23 protein-coding genes are annotated in these 18794 nt (G+C 60.8%); 18 read left to right on the forward strand and 5 right to left on the reverse strand.

Annotated elements, in window-relative coordinates:
• Nucleotides 1-293 precede the first annotated feature (293 nt).
• Genes U1872_RS15840 through U1872_RS15850 form a run of 3 tightly spaced genes read left to right on the forward strand, consistent with a single transcriptional unit; the run spans nucleotide 294 to nucleotide 1037 of the window.
• The gene (locus U1872_RS15840; protein ID WP_332793886.1) at nucleotides 294-614 is read left to right on the forward strand and encodes a conjugal transfer protein TraD; all 321 of its coding nucleotides are present in this window, start codon (nucleotides 294-296) and stop codon (nucleotides 612-614) included.
• A gap of 19 nt (nucleotides 615-633) precedes the next feature.
• Nucleotides 634-858 carry a conjugal transfer protein TraD gene (locus tag U1872_RS15845; protein ID WP_332793887.1) on the forward strand — a complete coding sequence of 75 codons (225 nt, stop codon included), beginning with the start codon at nucleotides 634-636 and terminating at the stop codon, nucleotides 856-858.
• Between the two features lie 5 nt (nucleotides 859-863).
• Entirely contained in the window at nucleotides 864-1037 is a 174-nt protein-coding gene (locus U1872_RS15850; RefSeq protein ID WP_332793888.1) for a hypothetical protein, read from the forward strand.
• Here the strand turns inward: U1872_RS15850 and U1872_RS15855 are convergent.
• The 3 genes from U1872_RS15855 to U1872_RS15865 form a co-directional block, all read right to left on the reverse strand.
• Nucleotides 1034-1957 carry a nucleotidyltransferase and HEPN domain-containing protein gene (locus tag U1872_RS15855; RefSeq protein WP_332793889.1) on the reverse strand — a complete coding sequence of 308 codons (924 nt, stop codon included), beginning with the start codon at nucleotides 1955-1957 and terminating at the stop codon, nucleotides 1034-1036. The two genes, U1872_RS15850 and U1872_RS15855, sit on opposite strands and share 4 nt — an antisense overlap.
• Before the next feature lie 70 nt (nucleotides 1958-2027).
• On the reverse strand, nucleotides 2028-2372 hold the full coding sequence (locus U1872_RS15860) for a sigma-70 region 4 domain-containing protein (RefSeq protein ID WP_332793890.1): 345 nt from the start codon (nucleotides 2370-2372) through the stop codon (nucleotides 2028-2030).
• Entirely contained in the window at nucleotides 2369-3292 is a 924-nt protein-coding gene (locus U1872_RS15865; protein ID WP_332793891.1) for an ArdC family protein, read from the reverse strand. Before U1872_RS15865 ends, U1872_RS15860 begins: the two co-directional genes overlap by 4 nt.
• Before the next feature lie 709 nt (nucleotides 3293-4001).
• Between U1872_RS15865 and U1872_RS15870 the strand changes: the two genes are divergently transcribed.
• The 3 genes from U1872_RS15870 (at nucleotide 4002) to U1872_RS15880 (ending at nucleotide 5495) form a co-directional block, all read left to right on the forward strand.
• Nucleotides 4002-4205, forward strand: coding sequence for a helix-turn-helix transcriptional regulator (locus U1872_RS15870; RefSeq protein ID WP_332793892.1), 204 nt, complete (start codon nucleotides 4002-4004; stop codon nucleotides 4203-4205).
• Nucleotides 4198-4413, forward strand: a complete 216-nt coding sequence (locus U1872_RS15875; RefSeq protein WP_332793893.1) for a helix-turn-helix transcriptional regulator — start codon at nucleotides 4198-4200, stop codon at nucleotides 4411-4413. Before U1872_RS15870 ends, U1872_RS15875 begins: the two co-directional genes overlap by 8 nt.
• Nucleotides 4414-4886: 473 nt before the next feature.
• On the forward strand, nucleotides 4887-5495 hold the full coding sequence (locus U1872_RS15880) for a histidine kinase dimerization/phosphoacceptor domain -containing protein (protein WP_332793894.1): 609 nt from the start codon (nucleotides 4887-4889) through the stop codon (nucleotides 5493-5495).
• On the opposite strand, the gene U1872_RS15885 is transcribed toward U1872_RS15880, so the two are convergent.
• Nucleotides 5492-5908 (reverse strand): low affinity iron permease family protein, encoded by a 417-nt coding sequence (locus U1872_RS15885; RefSeq protein ID WP_332793895.1) that lies wholly within the window; start codon nucleotides 5906-5908, stop codon nucleotides 5492-5494. The genes U1872_RS15880 and U1872_RS15885 overlap by 4 nt on opposite strands.
• Nucleotides 5909-6241: 333 nt before the next feature.
• Here U1872_RS15885 and U1872_RS15890 point away from each other — a divergent pair, with 333 nt between their 5' ends.
• From U1872_RS15890 to U1872_RS15935, 10 genes are all read left to right on the forward strand, one after another.
• Nucleotides 6242-6715 carry a DUF2721 domain-containing protein gene (locus U1872_RS15890; protein WP_332793896.1) on the forward strand — a complete coding sequence of 158 codons (474 nt, stop codon included), beginning with the start codon at nucleotides 6242-6244 and terminating at the stop codon, nucleotides 6713-6715.
• Between the two features lie 360 nt (nucleotides 6716-7075).
• Nucleotides 7076-8143 carry a catalase family peroxidase gene (locus U1872_RS15895; RefSeq protein WP_332793897.1) on the forward strand — a complete coding sequence of 356 codons (1068 nt, stop codon included), beginning with the start codon at nucleotides 7076-7078 and terminating at the stop codon, nucleotides 8141-8143.
• 102 nt (nucleotides 8144-8245) lie between these two features.
• Nucleotides 8246-8470, forward strand: a complete 225-nt coding sequence (locus U1872_RS15900; RefSeq protein ID WP_332793898.1) for a hexameric tyrosine-coordinated heme protein — start codon at nucleotides 8246-8248, stop codon at nucleotides 8468-8470.
• Between the two features lie 43 nt (nucleotides 8471-8513).
• Entirely contained in the window at nucleotides 8514-9905 is a 1392-nt protein-coding gene (locus tag U1872_RS15905) for a cytochrome ubiquinol oxidase subunit I (RefSeq protein WP_332793899.1), read from the forward strand.
• Nucleotides 9906-9908: 3 nt separating this feature from the next.
• Nucleotides 9909-10919 (forward strand): cytochrome d ubiquinol oxidase subunit II, encoded by a 1011-nt coding sequence (locus U1872_RS15910; protein ID WP_332793900.1) that lies wholly within the window; start codon nucleotides 9909-9911, stop codon nucleotides 10917-10919.
• Between the two features lie 100 nt (nucleotides 10920-11019).
• A complete protein-coding gene (gene hemA / locus U1872_RS15915) occupies nucleotides 11020-12288 on the forward strand; it encodes a 5-aminolevulinate synthase (protein WP_332794118.1) in 1269 nt (422 codons plus the stop codon).
• Between the two features lie 580 nt (nucleotides 12289-12868).
• Complete coding sequence (locus U1872_RS15920; protein WP_332793901.1) at nucleotides 12869-13978, forward strand: NAD(P)-dependent alcohol dehydrogenase; 1110 nt, start codon at nucleotides 12869-12871, stop codon at nucleotides 13976-13978.
• Nucleotides 13975-15510 carry a linalool dehydratase/isomerase domain-containing protein gene (locus U1872_RS15925; protein WP_332793902.1) on the forward strand — a complete coding sequence of 512 codons (1536 nt, stop codon included), beginning with the start codon at nucleotides 13975-13977 and terminating at the stop codon, nucleotides 15508-15510. Before U1872_RS15920 ends, U1872_RS15925 begins: the two co-directional genes overlap by 4 nt.
• A complete protein-coding gene (locus U1872_RS15930) occupies nucleotides 15507-15983 on the forward strand; it encodes an SCO family protein (protein ID WP_332793903.1) in 477 nt (158 codons plus the stop codon). The genes U1872_RS15925 and U1872_RS15930 overlap by 4 nt, the downstream gene beginning before the upstream one ends.
• A 104-nt stretch (nucleotides 15984-16087) precedes the next feature.
• Nucleotides 16088-16450: a TehB family protein gene (locus U1872_RS15935; RefSeq protein WP_332793904.1), complete on the forward strand. Its 363-nt coding sequence runs from the start codon at nucleotides 16088-16090 to the stop codon at nucleotides 16448-16450.
• On the opposite strand, the gene U1872_RS15940 is transcribed toward U1872_RS15935, so the two are convergent.
• A complete protein-coding gene (locus U1872_RS15940) occupies nucleotides 16426-16944 on the reverse strand; it encodes an Rrf2 family transcriptional regulator (RefSeq protein WP_332793905.1) in 519 nt (172 codons plus the stop codon). The genes U1872_RS15935 and U1872_RS15940 overlap by 25 nt on opposite strands.
• 237 nt (nucleotides 16945-17181) lie before the next feature.
• On the opposite strand from U1872_RS15940, the gene U1872_RS15945 reads away from it, so the two are divergent.
• Together U1872_RS15945 and hmpA are read left to right on the forward strand one after the other, a co-directional pair.
• Complete coding sequence (locus tag U1872_RS15945; protein ID WP_332793906.1) at nucleotides 17182-17580, forward strand: group III truncated hemoglobin; 399 nt, start codon at nucleotides 17182-17184, stop codon at nucleotides 17578-17580.
• Nucleotides 17577-18791, forward strand: coding sequence for an NO-inducible flavohemoprotein (hmpA, locus tag U1872_RS15950; protein WP_332793907.1), 1215 nt, complete (start codon nucleotides 17577-17579; stop codon nucleotides 18789-18791). The genes U1872_RS15945 and hmpA overlap by 4 nt, the downstream gene beginning before the upstream one ends.
• Nucleotides 18792-18794 lie beyond the last annotated feature (3 nt).

Genomic DNA, 18794 nt, shown 5'->3' on the forward strand with positions numbered 1-18794 from the left:
GTCGTGATGGCGATCGAGCCGGTTATCGTAGAGCCGCGAGGCGGAGCGATAGGCCGCAGCAGCGAGCGCATTGGAGCCGCTGCCGCGCGAGATGACCTTTGCCGAGAAATGGTAGATTGCCATGACGGCAATCCACTTACACCTCAAAGCGCACGTCGGCACGACGTATAAGCGCGCCCTCAAAAGATTTCATCTTTCTCGGGACTGGGCAATCCCAAGAGATTTCAGGATATTGTGCCTGATCGACCGTGACGATAACTGGTTCGTCCTCACCCCGAGAAGGAGGAAGAACCATGCGCAAACCCTGTGACTACGACGCGGAACTGAAGTTGCTGAATGACAAGACGCGGCAACTCAAGGAGCAGCGGCTGCGCCAGCTCGGTGAGCTGGTAATCGCCACCAATGCCGATGCCTTGCCGCTCGAGCAACTTGCGGGCGCTCTGCTTGGCGCCACAGAGACGGAAGAGCAGACGACGAAGGAGGGTTGGCGCCGGCGCGGTGCCGCGTTCTTTCAGGTCGCAAGCAAAGCTGGCGGCGGCGCTCGCGACACTGCACGCTGCGAGCAGACGGACCGTGGCGGCGCGGCATCGGTTTCAGGCGAGGGCGGCGCGTAATGACAGCCGGGCATGGGCGGTGAAGCGTCGCGAACGAACGCGACAGCTGATCGAGCTGGGGGGCCTCGTTGCCAAGGCTGGCCTGATCGAGCTGACCGACGACGATCGCGCCGTGATCTTCGGATTGCTGCTGGGAGGCGTCGCGATGTTGCAGAGCGAACGCCGCGAAGAAATGCTCACGCTCTGGCGACGCCGCGGCAAGCGCGCCTTCGCGTTTGCCGCCGATGCAGCCACGTCCGAATAGGAACGATGAATGATGACCCACTGGCCGTGCTTACCGCCACGATCGCGCGGACGCCCGAATGGATTCGGCAGGAATTGCTATCGAAGGAGAAGGCCACGCGCGCCCGCGCAGAGGAAGCGCTCGCCGCGATGATCGCGGGCGCGCTACAGCGGAACGACGGCGATACGTCAGAGCGTTAAGCGGCCGCCTTCTGTTCGAGCGCGGCGATGCGTTCCGAACAGATCGCATGAACGACGCGACCCAGTTCGTCGACCTGCTCGCCAAGCCAGGAAAGCTCTTCCTCGCTGATCTTGTAATGCTTCGAGTAGCGCGCTTTCACATAGGCTTCCCGGAGCTTTTCGAACATCGCGCGCTGCTTGTGATTGTCGCGCGGCCAGACGTGAGTGAGCCGTCGATCAAGGCGCTCGGCTTGCGTCCGAAGGAAGCCGAGATTGTGGACGTGCGGTGTGTAGAAGGTACAGACCAGCAGCACGCAATGATAAAGGCTTTCGGCAGCCTGATGGAGCAGGAAGGCAGATTTCTTGTTCCATTTGCGGCTGGCCGCAAATTGCGCCGTCTCTAGGAACTGCTGCCCGCTGGGGAGCCATTCCTCGAAATAGTCCTTGGCCATGCACAGCGCCTGCGCCGGCGTCTTGGGCTTGGGCTCGTGAAGTTCGCTATCCTCGCTCTGATAAAGCGCGATGCCGTCCTTCGCGACGTCCATGAAGAAGTATCGGCCATGGGCCAGGCCGTCATTCACCTCGCCCAAGGTGTGGACGATGAAATTGACCGGCGTGCGCAGCGTCTTGGTGACCGACAGCTCGCGGATCAGCCGGTCGTCGAGCTTCGACCAATATTCGACCCGATCGGTCAGGCGCTTGTCGGTGACGATGATCAGCAGATCGAAATCGGATTGATATCCCTTGGCGGTATGGGGCTCGTCGACCCAGCCGCCGCGCGCATAGCTGCCGTAAAGGACGACCTTCTGAATGCGACCCTTCTTCTTCCACGGGTGCGTGGACAGCGCAAAGGCATCCTCGAATTCCTCGAAGATGATCTGCACGACACGCTCCAGCTCGCGCTGCTTGGCCGCCGGCAAATGGTCGAGCTCGGATTTCATAAACTCCTCCTAGCGTTACGTTGGCGCTGCGCCAATATCACCCGGCATGCGCCGGGCGATGTGCCGGATATCAAGAGAACCACCGTCGCCTTCGCGCATCCCACCAGCGCTGCCAGGACGTGCGGTCGTCACCGTCCAGGAAGCGTGACAGCCAAAGCAGCGCTTTCACCATGTGCCGCTCAACCTGTCGGATGCTCAGCCCGGTTGCCCGCGCGATTTCGGCATAGCTCGAACCGTCCAGCCGATGCGCGAGAAACACCTCGCGCGTCGTGCGCGAGAGAGACAGCATGGCGCGCTCCATCGTCGCCAGTTGCTCGGGATGAACCGGCCCGTGCCACTCGCCATGGTCCGCGTCCGTCGATCGATCGAAGGCGCGCCGGGCGCGCGCCTTCAGGTCTTCGGGATCGCCGGTCATGCGACCGACTCCTGCTGGGTAACGTCGGCACCTTCGCCGCGAAAGGCGAGCAGGTAATCCGCCGCCTTGCTAGCGGCGCTGGCCGCGCGGAAGATCGCCTTTTCATCTTCACGCAGCACGGCAAGCCAACTGCCAATATAGTCGGCATGCCGCACGGTGGGCTGGATCGACAGCGATGCACAGGCGAACGCGCTGGCCATCTCGGCAACCAGTTCCTCGCGGGCATAGTCACCACTGCCAAAGCTGCCGCGCTGATCACGATCCAATCGGCTCTTGTGCCCGGTCCAATGCCCGAGTTCGTGCAGTGCGGTGCGATACCAGTTGATCGGCTCGCCGAATGCAGCCTGCGGCGGCACCGCGACATAATCGCCACCGGGAGAATAATAGGCTTCCCCGCCCCCGACGTGAAAGTCTGCACCACTTGCTGCGATCAGAACCCGCACCTGCGGCAATATCTCCGCCTCAGCCGGCATGTCCGGCGTTGCGGTCAGCGCCTCGGGCAGTCCCTCACACTGGTCGACATTGAACACGGTAAAGCGCTTGAGAAACGCAATCTGCCGCGCATCGCGATCCTCGTCCTGCGCTCGCGCTTCCTCGCCCTTCGGCGTAAAGCGATCGGCATAGCAAACGGTCGTGCCCCGCTCACCCTTGCGTACATTGCCGCCTGCCGCGTGCGCCTGCCGGTAGGTCAGCCAGCGCTGCGACGCGTACCGTCCCTCGATCACCGCCGCCCACAGGATCAGTATGTTAATCCCGGAGTAGCGCCGCTCAGTCCCCGCATTGTGCGGCATGGTGCAACCGCATGACGCTGCGTCCCACGGTTGAACCCAAGGCAACCGTCCCGCCTCCAGCTCAGCAATCACGCGCGCCGTCACCTCGGCATAGAGGCTCGCACGGTTGGTCTCGGTCTTGTCCTGCATCGTCCTCACTCCTTCAAACCACCGCAACCGGCGCCGGAATGGCGGGGGTGGGCGGCAGGAGCGGACCGGCAGTCCCGCAAGAGTGGCGGGCGGCACCCGCAGGGCCGAAACATGAGTGGAGGAGCCGGCACAGCTGGCTTGCGACCCTCCGCGGCGGGACTACAGGGTAGCGACGCCCACCTCCGCCAATTCGAAAGCCGGAGGCCAACGACATCGCGCTCGCGCGATGTCCGCAGCACCGCAGCGCGAGGCGCTGCCCAGCTCCATCGGAGCTGCACAAAGACGCACTCTCGAATCCGGTCGGCGGCGCAACCGCGTGCGCGCGGGCATGTGGGTCAGCCGCCGCCGCGCCCTCCGGTCGTATCGAGTGTGCCACGCGGAAAACAAAAACGCTGCGACCCCTGACGGCTTCGCAGAAGGCCGTCAGCGCGCGCTCAATTGGTCCCCGCGTACCGCTTCACACGGCCGTGCCGCTGCGTCAGTGATAATCATCCCCATGGACCAAGACGCGTAAGCGACTCGGCGGCGCGCATGCGCTGGAAAGCACGGCCGCACGACAGCGCGGAACGTAATCCGACGCCTCCATTCAAAGAGGGCTACGCCCCAACAAGTCTTTGCACGCTATGGTACGAGGCGTGCGATCAGCCTCTTGATCCTTAAAAATTAACGCTGAATGCTCGCCAAGATGTATTGAAATCAGGAAGATGTCATGGCGAACGACAGCTCCGACCGTATCATTCGGCTCAACGACGTCCTTTTGAAGACAGGGCTTACCCGCTCGACGCTCTACCGCAAAGTCGCGTCCCGAACTTTCCCTCAACAGATCGCCATCAGCACCCGCTGCATGGGCTGGCGCGAATCCGATCTGAATGACTGGCTCAAAAATCCGATGGCGTATTCCGTTGATGAATAGCGATAGCGCCGATCGTTTGATACGGCTCGACGAAGTGAAACGTCGCGTCGGGCTCGGCAAGACGATGATCTATCGTCTGATCCAGCAGCAGCGCTTCCCAGCGCCCTACAAGATTTCACAGTTCGCCTCGCGATGGAGCGAACGCGAGATCGTCGCCTGGATTGACGCTGTGAAGGATGGGTTCGAAGGCAAGAAGCGGGTATTGTGACGAAATTTTCGGCTTCCAGCGTGCTGCGGGGTGGCCAATTCCTCAAATCAGGGGACAGGGCAGGGCGTTCATTGCGTCGATGCGATTTCACCGACCTGAAAACAGCGCATTAGGCCGTAAGTTCGGCGGCCTCCGCGCCAGTCGAGGCCGCCTGCGGCCTACTCTCCGCAGCCGCACGCGTTGATGCCGCCTTCAAAAGATTTGGGTAGGTTCTCTATGCGAATGCTGATGATCCGGCCGAGATCGCGCCAGCGTTCAGGAGGCACTGGGGCACACCGGAGCATTGTGCCGTTTTTTCTTTATCGCCGACGAGCAGCCATGCCAGCGCGGGCAGACTAATGAGCGATTTTCGATTTTCGAATTGTCATGGCTTTTGCCTGTCATCCGAGGTCTTGAGCGATGCAGTCAAAATGCGCGCGCGAGAACCAAGAACGGATACCTGGACCAGGGTATCCGTTCTCGGGGAGGCTTCTATGAAAACGACGCTCAAGGTTTCGAAGGATCTGCACGAGGTGCTGATTACCGAACTTCACCACCGTTTCTATAACAGTTTGCAGGTCATCTCGTCCTTGGCTGGCGGCCTGCTGCGCGCGGACCTATCCGCTCTCGACCAGCGCCGACAGGCGGCGGAGCTGCAGGAACGGGTAGTCGTGATCGGGCAATTGTACCGCCTGCTCTCTGATAAAAACGAAACTGACTTCGAGCGGTCCTGCGAACAGCTGTGCGAAGCGGTCGCCCTTGTTTTCGCGCGAGAAGATGTTCGCTTCCGGCTTGCCGTCGACTCGGGCTCGATCGACGCTCCGAGCGCAGAGGGTCTGCTGCTCATCCTGACAGAGCTCGTTACCAACGCGATAAAGCATTCAGTCGCGGATGCCCCCATCCTGATAGAGGTGGATCTGGCAATCAAGAGGGAGGGCGGTTACGAACTGACCGTCAAAAGCCCCGGCGACCCCCGATGCGGGGACGACCTGAGGCTGCCGAGAGTCGCGTCCCAGCTGGCCCGTGGGCTGGGTGGAATTCTGACCGTCGACGCGAAACCAAAGCACGTTGTTCATGTCCAGGTGCCGAACTCGCTTAGCTAAATTCGGTTTTGCAGGCGCTGCACGGTGCTTCGCGCCGACAATGCGGGAATCTCGCCCTGGAATTCGTGCTCAAGCATGCGCCGCACCGCTTCGATCTCGATGTCCGTCAGATGTTCGATCCCGATAAATTGATTTCGAGCGCCATCGGAGGCGCGTATCAGTTCATCAAGTTTTGCTTGGATGGCGGCGGCATCTCGGTTCTGCGAGTTCTGGATGAGGAACACCATTAGAAACGTAACAATCGTCGTGGCCGTGTTGACGACAAGCTGCCACGTATCCGAATAGCCGAACAGCGGGCCCGTGGCACCCCAGAGGATTATGACGGCGAGCGCCGTGCCAAAAGCGCCTGGTTGTCCGGTCGCGGCCGCAATGCTTGCGGCAACGCCCGTGAAGACGCGATCAACAGCCTTCATATCCTTGCAGCCTCACTCATTGTGAATGCTTTGTCGACTGACAAGGCCCGATACGCCAACCGCCGTCCGCCGCTTCGAGCGCCGCAGCTAGGGGCCTGGACAGGTCTGGGATAGCTTGCATGGGTGTCTCCGTGGAATGGAGGCGGTTAGCCCGTCGATGCATTCGGTTCTTGTCCGTTTCAGGCACTTTTTGTCGGTGCGGGCACCAGTTGGTACTACACGCTGACAGATGGATGCTGCGAGAGCGCTGCTCCGGCTAGCAGGTCACCGTACGTTCGTCAGACTCGCGGGCGTGCGGTTGCCTTGTGACGTACTCCGATGGATGAGGAAGGAATGTTTGGCACCATCGACCCCACTGGCGCGGCGCACGTTGTCCAGCTCGCGCTGACGCCCATCTTCCTGCTGACTGGGCTTGCATCGCTACTCAACGTGTTTTCGACACGGCTGGGGCGCGTAGCTGACCGGGTCGATCGGCTGGCCGAAGATTCGACCGATCATCCTATACAGCTGGCACGCCTTCGATTGCGCTCGCGCGCGCTTGATCTGGCTGTTCTGCTGGCGACCTTTGCGGGTGCGCTCACCTGCTGTGCAGCCTTGACGCTTTTTCTCGGCGTGCTGCGCAACGCGGCCACCGGCTACATCCTGTTCGCGCTGTTCGGATCTGCACTCATCTGTTCGGTTGGAGCGCTGGCGGCGTTTGCCTTTGAGACCATATTGTCCGGCCGCTCGATCCGGGAGCAGGCCCAAGCAGGCGGCGACAAACAGGAGTTAAGCAGCCCGCTCGTTGGCGGCGATGTTGGGCAGTGAGAGCGAATTGACCGTTGGGACCCGAACGTGCGCAATTCCGAGGTGGTGCCATCAATCTCGATCTTCACCCCAGATGTCGTCTGTCGATCGATTGATTTCCGCTTGGCGACAAAGGTCGATCCTATCAGCTTCGCATCCGCGGGCATGCGCGACGCCCCGCGGCGACAGTTCGGGCGGACTGGGCGCAATCTGACCCCCACGTTGGCGTATTTCGTTTCCGTCGCCTTGTGACCGCCGATGCGCAGCAGTCGCAAACAAACGACGGCGGCCGGAGTAAAGAACGTCCCGCCACCAACGCCTATGGTCGTTCTGACGGGCACATCGATCCCGGCGCCAGCGATTGTCACGGGAGGAACCGCGATGAAAAAGATATTCTGGGGGGGCGCCGTAGCGAGTCTGTCGTGCGCATCTTGCCTGCTGTTGGCGCAATCGGCGCCGGCGCAATCGACTTTGCCTCCGGGTGTGCAGGTTGTGCCACCGGCGGATAGCCGGACGATCGCGGACCCCGAACAGTTGGCGGAGCGGACCCCCGGCCACCTCATCCAGGATCTCCACGCGGCCTTCGGTTCCCATGGTGCCCGCGCGGTGCATTCGAAGGGTACGATGCTCACGGGCTACTTCGAGCCAGCTCCGAATGCTCACTTGCTGTCGAGCGCCGCGCTATTCCGTTCCAAGACACCGGTCATCGCCCGATTTTCGGATTTCACCGGTATTCCCGACATCCCGGACACCCAGAACGGGGCTTCGCCCCGCGGATTTGCGATCAAGTTCCTGCTTCCCGATGGCAGCAACTATGACGTCGTCAACCACAGCTTCAACGGGTTTCCCGTATCCAACGCTAGTCAGTTCGGCGAACTGCTGGAGGCCATCGCGGCCAGCGGTGCCCAAGCACCCAAGCCCACGGCGCTCGATGCGTTTTTCGTGACGCATCCGGTGGCGAAGACGTTTCTCACGTCACAGGCGCCGCCTCCGGTGAGCTGGGCCACGACCGCGTATTTCGGTGTAAACTCGTTCCAGTTTATCGATGGTGCGCAACATGCCCGTTTCGTGCGCTACCGGTTCGTGCCCGACGCGGGCGAACGCTATTTGAGCGACGCGGAACTTGTCGGCCGTTCGCCTGACTATCTGGCGAGCGAGATCACTTCCCGAGTCTCGGCCCATCCCGTCCGCTTTACGTGGTATGCGCAGATCGCGGAGCCTGGTGACGTGATCGAGGATCCGTCGATTGCCTGGCCGAACAGCCGCGAACTGATCAAGTTGGGCGTAATCACCCTCGATCGCGTCGGCTCGAATTCGGCGCTTGCCGACCGGTCGGTGCTTTTCCTGCCTGGCACCACGCCCCCCGGCATCGCGCTTGCCGACCCGATGCTCGCGATCCGCAACGCAGCCTATCCGCTGTCGTTTCACGAACGCCAAGCACGCCGGTAGCGGATCCAGATCTGCCCGGGACGCCGCATTCTCGATCGAGACACGGAATGTACCGGGCGCCAAAACGAAAAGCTGCGCACAGCGCCATCGGGAGCAACGGCCATGGTTGGCTATCTACCCACGATCATCACCGAGAATGCCGAACAGGGGTTCGAGCTTGCGCTCAAGCTCTCTCGCCTAGCCGTCAAGAAGACCCAGCCGGACGACGAGGTCCGCGCCCGACTGCGTCCCGCATACGACGAGGACGCTGATGCGCTCATCTCGGCGTCGCTGGTCGTCGCGACGAACTTTCAGACGATCGCCGCGGCTAACAATTATTGGCGCTGACTACCGGGATCATTGTGGCTGACATTTGGAAGGCAGTTCGATCATGCATCTCGATCCACTATTCCTCTCCCGATTGCAGTGGGCGTGGGTGATCGGATGGCACATACTGCTGCCTGCGTTCACCGTCGGACTGGCCTCATACATAGCCGTATTGGAAGGCCTTTATTACTTCACCGGCAATTCGCCATGGTTGCGGATCTCACGCTTCTGGACTCGAATTTTCGCGGTGTCGTTCGCGATGGGGGTCGTGTCGGGCATAATCATGCCATTCCAGTTCGGGACGAACTGGTCGCGCTTCTCGGACGCAGCCGCCAACGTGATCTCGCCCATGCTGGCATATGAGGACTTGATGGCCTTCTTCCTTGAAGCCACGTTCCTCGGCGTCCTGCTCTTCGGGCGAACGCTGGTGCCGCGCGGCGTTCACTTCTTTGCCGCGTGCATGGTCGCAGTCGGGACTCTCTTTTCCTCGTTCTGGATCCTTTCCGTGAACAGCTGGATGCAGACGCCAGCGGGCTACGCGATCCACGATGGGCGCTTCTTCCCGACCGACTCGATGAAGATCATCTTCAATCCTTCGTTTCCCTACCGGCTCGCGCACAATGTCAGCGCGTTTTATGTCACGACCGGCTTCGTCGTCCTCGGAGTGGCCGCATATTTGATAAGACGCGGTGTCCACGCGGCCGATGGCCGTCGCATGCTGAAGATGGCGTTAGGCTTCCTGTCCGTATTCGTCCCAGCTCAGATCCTTCTTGGCGACCTGCACGGCCTGAATACGCGCGAATACCAACCAGCGAAGCTGGCTGCGATCGAAGGCCGTTGGGAAACCGGTCGCCGCGTCCCCCTGACGGTTTTCGCGATCCCGGATCAGGCCGGCGAACGCAATCGTTTCGCACTCGAGGTGCCCCTCGCAGGTAGCCTCATCCTGACCCACTCGCTCGACGGTGAGATCAAGGGGCTCAAGGCGTTCCCCGCAGATCAACGGCCCCCGGTATGGCCGGTCTTCTTCGCATTCAGGATCATGGTCGGGATCGGGCTGATCATGCTTGGCGTGGTTGCGGTCGGCTGGCTCATGCTGGTGCGTGGCAGGCTTTTCTCCAACTGGTATCTTCGGGCTTGCGAGTTCAGCGCGCCCTTGGGTTTCGTCGCCGTGCTCGCGGGCTGGACGACGACCGAAGTCGGGCGCCAGCCCTGGACGGTATACGGCCTGATGCGCACCGCCCATTCGGTTTCCCCATCGCTTACCGGCTCAGACGTCCTTCTGTCGCTTCTCGCTTACATGGCGGTCTATCTGATCATGTTCCCGGCGGGGATCTTGGTCATGGCGGGCATGGTCAGAGCCGGGCCAACGGCTGCGAGCACACCCGACGAGCCGGTCCAGGGTCTGCAGCACGAGGCGCCTTTCAGTGTTGCCGTCAACGAACCCGAGGGGGATTGAGACATGGGCGGCCTTCTGGACCTTGTCCTTATCTGGACAGTGATCATCGCGGTCAGCGTCTTTCTTTACGTGCTGCTCGACGGCTTCGATCTGGGTGTCGGCATCCTGTATGGTTTCGCGGATGAGCACGACAAGACGATGGTGATGAACGCCATCGCGCCGATATGGGACGGCAACGAGACATGGCTCATATTGGGCGGGGTCGCGCTCCTGTCGGTTTTCCCTCTTGCGTTCGCGATCATCATACCGGCCGTCTATTTTCCGGTTCTGATCATGCTTCTCGCGCTGGTATTCCGGGGCGTCGCCTTCGAGTTTCGTTTCAAACAGCCATGGATTTCGCGTATTTGGGCGCAGGGCTTCTGCTATGGTTCAGGAATCGCAACGTTTGCCCAGGGCGCGGTGCTAGGTGCCTTCATTCAGGGGTTCACCGTTCGCGGGCGCGAATTCGTCGGCGGATCATGGGACTGGCTGACGCCGTTCTCGATCACCACTGGCATCGCGCTCATGTTCGGATACGCGCTGCTCGGTGCTGGCTGGCTGGTGATCAAGACCGAGGGCGAGCTGCAACTGTGGGCCCGACGCATGGGCGGCCGCGCTCTTGCAGGCACCGTCGCCGCAATTGTCCTGGTAAGTCTTTGGACGCCGTCGACCGACCCCGACATCATGCGCCGCTGGTTCTCCTGGCCGAACGCACTTATCCTTTCTCCAGTCCCGCTGGCGACCGCCGCGATTTGTTGGTTTGGTTGGACCGGCGTGAAAGGCAGCGGCGGCGACAACCGTATATTCCTGTCAGGCCTGGGCCTCTTCCTGACATCGTATCTGGGGATCGCGATCAGTCTCTGGCCGATGATAGTGCCCCACAGGTATTCACTCTGGCAGGCGAGTTCGTCCCCGGACACCCAGGCCTTTCTGCTGATCGGAACGCTGTTCCTCCTGCCCGTGATCCTCTTCTACACCGCGTGGTCATACTGGGTGTTTCGCGGAAAACTGAAAGCCGGCGTCGGCTACCACTGAATTCAATCACGCGACGCTGGCTAGGCGGAAGGGCACAAAAATGTCGAACGGGGAACACCACGCGGCCGAACGTTGGTCCGGTAGCGTTGCCGGACCAGTGATGGAACGAGGGTCTGCTCTCGAGGCAGTGAATGCCGCTGTCCAGGTTCGGCCGCCTGAGTATCAGCGAGTCTTCCGACAAGCCATCGATCAGCTTCACGACGAGGGACGCTACCGCGTGTTCGTCGACATCCTTCGAGACCGTGGCGCCTTCCCCCGCGCGCAGTGCGTGGCCGGCACCGGCGGCAGCAAGCCCGTGACTGTCTGGTGTTCGAACGACTATCTGACGATGGGCCAGCATCCTGCCGTGATCGCAGCGATGGAAGCTGCGCTTCGGGATGTCGGCGCTGGCTCCGGCGGCACGCGCAACATCGGCGGCAACACACACTATCACGTTGAGCTTGAAGCTGAACTCGCTGATCTGCACGGCAAGGATGCCGCCCTGTTGTTCACGAGCGGCTTCGTCTCCAACGAGGCGACGCTCGCGACGCTTGCCGAGGTCCTGTCGGGTTGCATCATATTCTCGGACGAATGCAATCACGCATCAATGATTGCCGGAATCCGGAACTCGCGCGCCGAGAAGCGGATCTTTCGCCACAACGACGTCGGCCATCTCGAAGGGCTGCTGGCTGCAGCCGGCGCCCAAACACCAAAGCTCATCGCTGTGGAAAGCGTCTACTCAATGGACGGCGACGTCGCGCCCTTGCGCGAAATCTGCGATCTTGCGGACAGATATAATGCGCTGACCTATGTCGACGAAGTTCACGCTGTGGGGATGTACGGAGCCCGGGGCGGGGGCATCTCGGAACGCGACGGGGTCGCTGATCGGATCAGCATCATCGAGGGAACGCTGGCAAAGGCGTTTGGCGTCATGGGCGGATACATCGCTGGCGATCGCGCGATTGTCGACGTGATCCGGTCATACGCGCCTGGGTTCATTTTCACGACCTCGCTGTCCCCGGTTCTGGTGGCCGGCGCGCTCGCCAGCGTTCGTCATCTCAAGCGCTCGGGTGTGGAGCGGGCTGCCCAGCAAGCGGCCGCCCAGCGCCTCAAGCTCATGTTGCGGCAGGCCGGCTTGCCCGTTCTCGCCACGGACACACATATCGTGCCTCTCCTGGTGGGGGATCCAATTCGCTGCAAAGAGATTTGCGACAAACTGCTCGATCACTATGCAATCTACGTCCAGCCTATCAACTTTCCGACCGTGCCGCGTGGCACCGAGCGCCTACGCTTGACGCCTGGGCCGGCGCACGATGTCGCCATGATGCGCGATCTCGTGGCGGCGCTTGCCGAGATTTGGGGGGCGCTGGGGCTGAAGAGGGCAGCGTGATCACGGCCATGTCGCGCTACTAGGAAATAGCTTTCTGCCCACGGCCTACATCGATCTGAACGATCCACGGCAACTAGCACGCCAGTCGATCGGCATTGAACCGACACCTCACTGGTGCACGCTAGCTGGCTAATCCGCGCGCCGACGCGGGCCTAAATCAAGTCTCCATTGTGGAGGTAAGGCGATGCGAGGCGATAACGACGGTGGGTTGGGCCAACTTCTGCGTATCGTCGCTGGGCTGGATCCTCAGTTCGCGTATTTGATGGAGCTCATTGGCTTGGGCGCAGCGCTGTTCTTTAACATCTGGCAAAGTCACCGCCGCGCCGAGCCTCGCAGCCAGACATAACACCTGAAATTCACCGCTTCGTTCAGAACCGAAGGAGGGTTGTGCCGCTCTGATTTCGGCACCCGCTTTGCTCTGAATGTCCAGATCGACTGATCTAGGATGGGGTAGTAAGTCCGGCGCAGTTTCCAATTAGCCCAGTCGTGTCTCCGGGAGCATGAACGTCCGATCCCCGTTCGGAACGTTCAATACGACGCGGGATCCTCGTTGCAATGTTCTCGCCGAAAGGTGACGCACATGAAAACCACGGCTGCCGTTTGCAGAGAGCCTCGAACACCTTTCGTTTTCGAGGAAGTGGAACTGCCCGACCCTGGCGTCGGACAGGTTCTTATCAGGATCGCTGCTACGGGACTCTGCCACAGTGATGTCGCGAGCCGCGACGGGCTGCTTGGCGCGCCTTTCCCTGCCATCTTCGGTCACGAGGGCGCTGGGATCGCTCACAGCGTCGGTCCCGAAGTCACGAAAGTCTCGGTAGGCGACCACGTCGTTCTCGCTCCGATGTCCGATGGGACCTGCCGGGAATGCCAAATGGGTGCTCCGATGTATTGCGCGCATTTCGACGCACTCAATCTTCAGACTGAGCCGCAGGGCCAAGTCGCGCGGCTTGCCGATGGAGGAGAGGCGCGCATTGGCTATTTCGGCCAGTCGTCCTTCGCCTATTACGCGCTCGCCAATGAGCGCAACGCGGTCAAGGTGCCGCCGGAGGCGGATCTCACGCTGCTCGGACCGTTGGGATGTGGTATCCAGACTGGCGCCGGCACCGTGATGAACGGGCTGCGGCCGGAACCCGGTTCGACCATCGCAATCATCGGCACCGGTGCGGTTGGACTGGCGGCGCTGCTTGGCGCCGTGGTGTCCGGCTGCGCTTCCATTATCGCTATCGACCGCGTTCGGAGCCGGCTCGATTTGGCGGTCTCGTTGGGGGCAACGGACGTGATCGATACCAGCGATGGCCGCGACATCGGTTCAGCTATTCGGGCAATCGTGCCTCACGGCGTCGACTATGTCGTCGATGCGGCTGGCGTGCCAGCTCTGATAGGCCAGGTCATGGCAGGGATGGGCAAGCTCGCGACATTGGCCCTCGTTGCAGTTCCCCCCACGCCCGACCGTCAGTTGGAGTTGCCCTGGCTGACCATGCTTCTCGCCGGGCAGAAGGTTCAGGGCTTCATCGAGGGTGACTCGGTCCCCGACGTCTTTATCGATCGCATGATCCAGCTGCAGCGCCAGGGGCGGTTTCCGTTCGAAAAACTGATCCGGGTCTATGACTTCGCCGATCTCAATCAGGCCGTGGAGGACACCCATACGGGCGTGACCATCAAGGCGGTCGTGAGGATGGCGCAGTCGTGAGCGATACACATCATGCCGCAGGATTAGATCGAGAACAGGTCGGGCATCTGCGCCATTTTGCGAATCTATCGCGTCAGAAGCCAAACGACTGGTCGTTGATGAAGGGACGTTCGATCGGGCAGGACGATTTCGGCGGTTACCGTTTCCAGCTGGCCTATATGATGTATGCGCTGGCCCTTGCACATATCCATCGGCTGCCAGCAGCGCCCGGTGTCTTCAAACCGATATTCGAGCGACTGTTCGAGAAATTGCTGCTCCCCGAAGTCTGGATGTATTGGCGCGACGTCAGCCGCGGTGGGAGCATCTTCAACGCTCATTTATCGGACCGCTACCACGAGGAGTGGGATCCGGTCGGCCGGGACAACATAATGTATAGCGCATACGTCCAGTCGGCAGCGCTCCTGTTTCACTACCTCTTTCGCGACGACCGCTTCGCTCGCCCTGAAGCGATTGCCTTTCGGCATTGGTCATTTTTTTGGGGAGGGGAGCCGAAGGAATTCCTATACGACGAAAACAGCCTCAACGAACACGTATACTGGCTGATGGCGGAGAGCGGTTTTCTCGGCGTCGCGTGCGAACCCAACTGCATCTTCCAGATCTGCAATCAGCCCGCGATCCTGGGCTTTCGACTTCATGATCTAATCCATGGTCAATCACGCGCAGACGAGGTTATCCGCGGATACGAGGCTGCCTGGTCTGAATTCGGTCGGGCTGGAGACGATGGTCATTTCCTCATGATGGTGACGGCCGACAGCCGCACCCCGCGTCCCAACGCGCTGCGGTCTCCGTGGGTCGACGCATGGACGGGCGCACTGATGAATGCGTGGAACCGCGACCTGGTCCGTGCCCTCTATCCGCTGCAGAGCCATGATCTTCTCGTCACCGGGCCTGATGACACGATCTCGGTTCGGGTCCCGCAGCGCCCTGAGGTCATGGGTCAGCGCATCGTCAGCGACGATTGCGATTTCGGCTGGGCCGCGGTCTGGACCTCGGAGGTGGGTGATAAGCAATCGCTGACCGGGCTTCTGCGCCACGCTGATAGATTTATGCACCCGACCTGGGCTGACGGTGGCCTGTATTATCCCCGCAATGACCAGATACAGGATGCCGAGGGGAACCGCACCCTAGTGGAACCGCATACCGGGAACGTATTGCTCGGATATTCGCGCCTCAACGTGCCGGACGGGCTTTGGAAGCTTTATAATCGTCCCCTTGATGATGGATTTTTCGAAGCTCCCGCGCTCATCCGTATCGATGAGGATATCGCAGTCAGCCGGGCCTTCGTCAGAGAGGGGGCGTTGCATTTCGATATCGCTGGCCCGCTTGGAAACGAGGTAATTATTGGTCGGATGCCTCAGGGATGCGAGTGGACGCTGCAGCTTTGCGGCGAGGTCGTGGCGGAAGGATGCGGGGCAGGGACACCGCCCGGCAACGAATTTGTGCGCGCCGTAGAGGATGGCCTAGCGGTCCGATGCACATCGAACGGCCTGTTTGCCTTCACGCTGACCATGGCGAGGAGGATCGAGGCGTGATCACTCCGGAATTCAATCTGATAGACCACGATGGGAATCTTGTCACCGAACGCTCCTATCGCGGACGATACATGCTAGTCTATTTCGGCTTCACGCATTGCCGGATCGTGTGCCCACGGGCGCTTGCAAGGCTTAGTCAGTCGATCAAGCAACTCGAAGGCCAGGCGCCCGAAATCGTCGGCTTGTATGTCACCGTCGACCCCGAGCGCGACACGCCAGATGTCATGCGACGCTTCCTCGAACCTTGGCCTGGCTTCACCGGCTTGACCGGCAGCGCGAGTCAGATCGACGCCGCCAAGCGGGCTTTCAAGGTTTTCGCTGGAAACCGTGTAAGTGAGGACGATGGTTACCGCGTGCCGCACAGCGCGTTCACGCATTTTCTGGATCCGGTCGGTCGTCACATCGACCATTGGTCTGACGCTCTCGATGTTTCTGAAATCGTAGGCCGGCTGCGAACCGAGATCGAACGTTAACGCCGCCGCTAGCCGTCCACGGTGCCGACAGTCTCGCGCCCGTCACTACCACGTCACCAGATCATCTGCGGGCGTTTCAGCTGAAGGCCAAGAAGGAGTTCGAAGTGAACGAGATAGCAAATGAGCATGGGCTCGACGCGGATGCCGTTGGACACCCGTCGCGGCATATACCGGGGACCGACTCGCGGGCGCCTTCGGAGCCCTACAGGTCGTCACCCGTCTTTACCGCAGATACTCTTCCGAAAGCCTTGCAGCACGAGCATCGCACGAAGCGGGACGTCTGGGGGGTGATAAACGTTCTGGAGGGGACGCTACGCTATTGCAAAGAGGATGGATCCGCACCGGAAACGCTCACTCCCCAGTCTCCAGGTCTCGTGCGGCCGGACGAGCCGCATCACGTCGAGGTCATCGGCCCTGTCACGGTGCGCATCGATTTTTACGATCATGAGCCTAGGCCGGGACCCTGATCATCGTAGGATTCATCCTGAACTTCCTGAACTTCCTGAGCAACGGCAACGCGCTTAATCGTCTTTTTTAGCGGCTCGAAGGTGCCGAAAAGCGCCCGAAGATCCACACGCCGCACGAGGATGTCTTCGATTGTGTATTTATCGAGGACAGCCAGAAACGCCTCGGTTGCCTCTCTCAGGACACGCGGCATGGTGCACGCAGGGGCGATGAGGCAGGAGCCACAGTCGACCATCTCGAATCCGGGTTCGCTATGCCGCACGACATCGCCAATCCGAATTTCTGACGCGGGCCTGGCAAGTTTCATGCCTCCGTTCCGTCCCCGGACATTCGTCAGGAAGCCTGCGCGGCCCAAATCCTGAGCGACCTTCATAAGGTTGTTTTTCGAAATCCTGTAAGTGCCGGCTATCTCGGCGATCGACGACAGACCTTCTTCGCGCGCACCGACGTGAAGCAGCACGCGGATGGCGTAGTCGGTGAACCGGGTAAGTTGCATCGTCGTCTCCAAAAGCCACTGCGCATCGCCAATACCCCATCGTCGCCTTATTGAAGAGGTCTGGACCGCCGCCCGGGAGCGCCTTCGCGCTGAACTTTGCCGTGAATCCACCTCGGCCCTCGGCTTTGCACCGCCTGCGCTTCGGAGCCGTGCGCCGTCAATAAAAACATTCTTTTTTGTTGCATGTTTTCGTGATGTTTAATAGAGGCATATCAAATGCACCATTTAGGACCCGAGATGAGCGTTCAACCCCAGATCCAGGAACGGGCGATCGAGCCATTGCTCTCGTGCTTCTACGGCCTTGTCCGGGAAGACGAGATGCTTGGCCCAGTCTTCAATGCGGCGGTCGGCGACTGGCCCGCCCATATCCGCCGGCTGACGGATTTTTGGTCGTCGGTGATGCTCACGAGCGGCCGATACAAAGGCAATCCGGTCGCGATCCATCTCGAGCATGCGGCTGCTCTGACCCCCGCGATGTTCGGGCGCTGGTTGACGCTTTGGCGGGAGGCGACCGCAGCGATGCTGCCGGCTGCCGCGGCCGAAGCAATGCAGGCGAAGGCCGAGCGCATCGCGGAAAGCCTCCAGCTGGCAATCACTTACCGTCCCCAACGCACCCAACAGGGAGTAACGAAATGACCAATCAACTGAGCCCGCAGACAATTGCACTCGTCAAGGCTACCGTTCCTGCGCTCGTGGAGCACGGATCGACCATCACGCGGGTGATGTATGAGCGCCTATTCGAGGATGCCGATATCCGCGCCCTCTTCAATCAGGCGAACCAAGGCGAGGGTGGTGGCCAGGTGCACGCACTCTCGGCGGCGATCATCGCCTACGCGCAGAACATCGACAATCTGTCGGCGCTGGCGCCCGCGGTCGAGCGGATATCTCACAAGCACATCGGGTTTGATATCCTGCCAGCGCATTACCCCTTCGTGGCTACTGCCTTGCTTGGAGCCATCAGCGAGGTGCTGGGCGAAGTCGCCAGCGATGAGATCCTTGCTGCTTGGGGCGAGGCGTATTGGTTCCTGGCCGGCGTGCTCAAGGCCCGCGAGGCAGCTATGCGCGATGTGATCGTCCATTCGGAAGGAGGTTGGAGCGGCTGGCGGAAATTCGTCGTCGCCGAAAAGATTCGGGAGAGCGCGTTGATCACCTCATTCGTGCTTCGTCCTGTGGACGGCGGCAAGGTGATCCCGCATCGACCGGGTCAATATCTCACGTTCCGCTTCGATGCGGCAGACGCGCCTGGCTTGAAAAGAAACTATTCGATTTCGTGTGGGCCTCAGTCTGATCATTACCGGATCTCGGTGAAGCGCGAGGCAAACGGAAATGGCGGATCGCGACATCTTCACGACTTTGTCGATGTAGGTGACGTGCTGGAGACAACGCCCCCTTCGGGAGATTTCTTCCTCTCCAACGATCCCGCACGTCCCGTCATTTTGCTATCGGGCGGCGTTGGGCTCACGCCCATGGTCAGCATGATCGAGGCGATTGCCAAGCAACATCCGGCCCTGCCAACCTACTATGTGCACGCGACGGCCAGCAGCGTTACCCACGCCATGGATGCTCACGTTAAATCGCTGGCGGCCCGTCACGCCAACATCAAGGTCGCGACCTTTTACAGTGATGCGCAGGAGACTGACGTCCGGGGCCAGACGCACGACGAGGACGGCTTTGTCTCGGTCGACTGGCTGCGAGCGAACACCCCGCTAATGGAGGCGGAGATATATCTCTGCGGGCCAAAGCCATTTCTGAGGACGTTCGTCAGCGGCCTGACCCAGGAAGGGGTGGCGGGTGAGCACATCCATTATGAGTTCTTTGGCCCGGCCGACGAACTGCTGGCCGCCTGACCA

It is taken from the genome of Parasphingomonas frigoris (assembly GCF_036663815.1).
Classification (GTDB): domain Bacteria; phylum Pseudomonadota; class Alphaproteobacteria; order Sphingomonadales; family Sphingomonadaceae; genus Sphingomonas.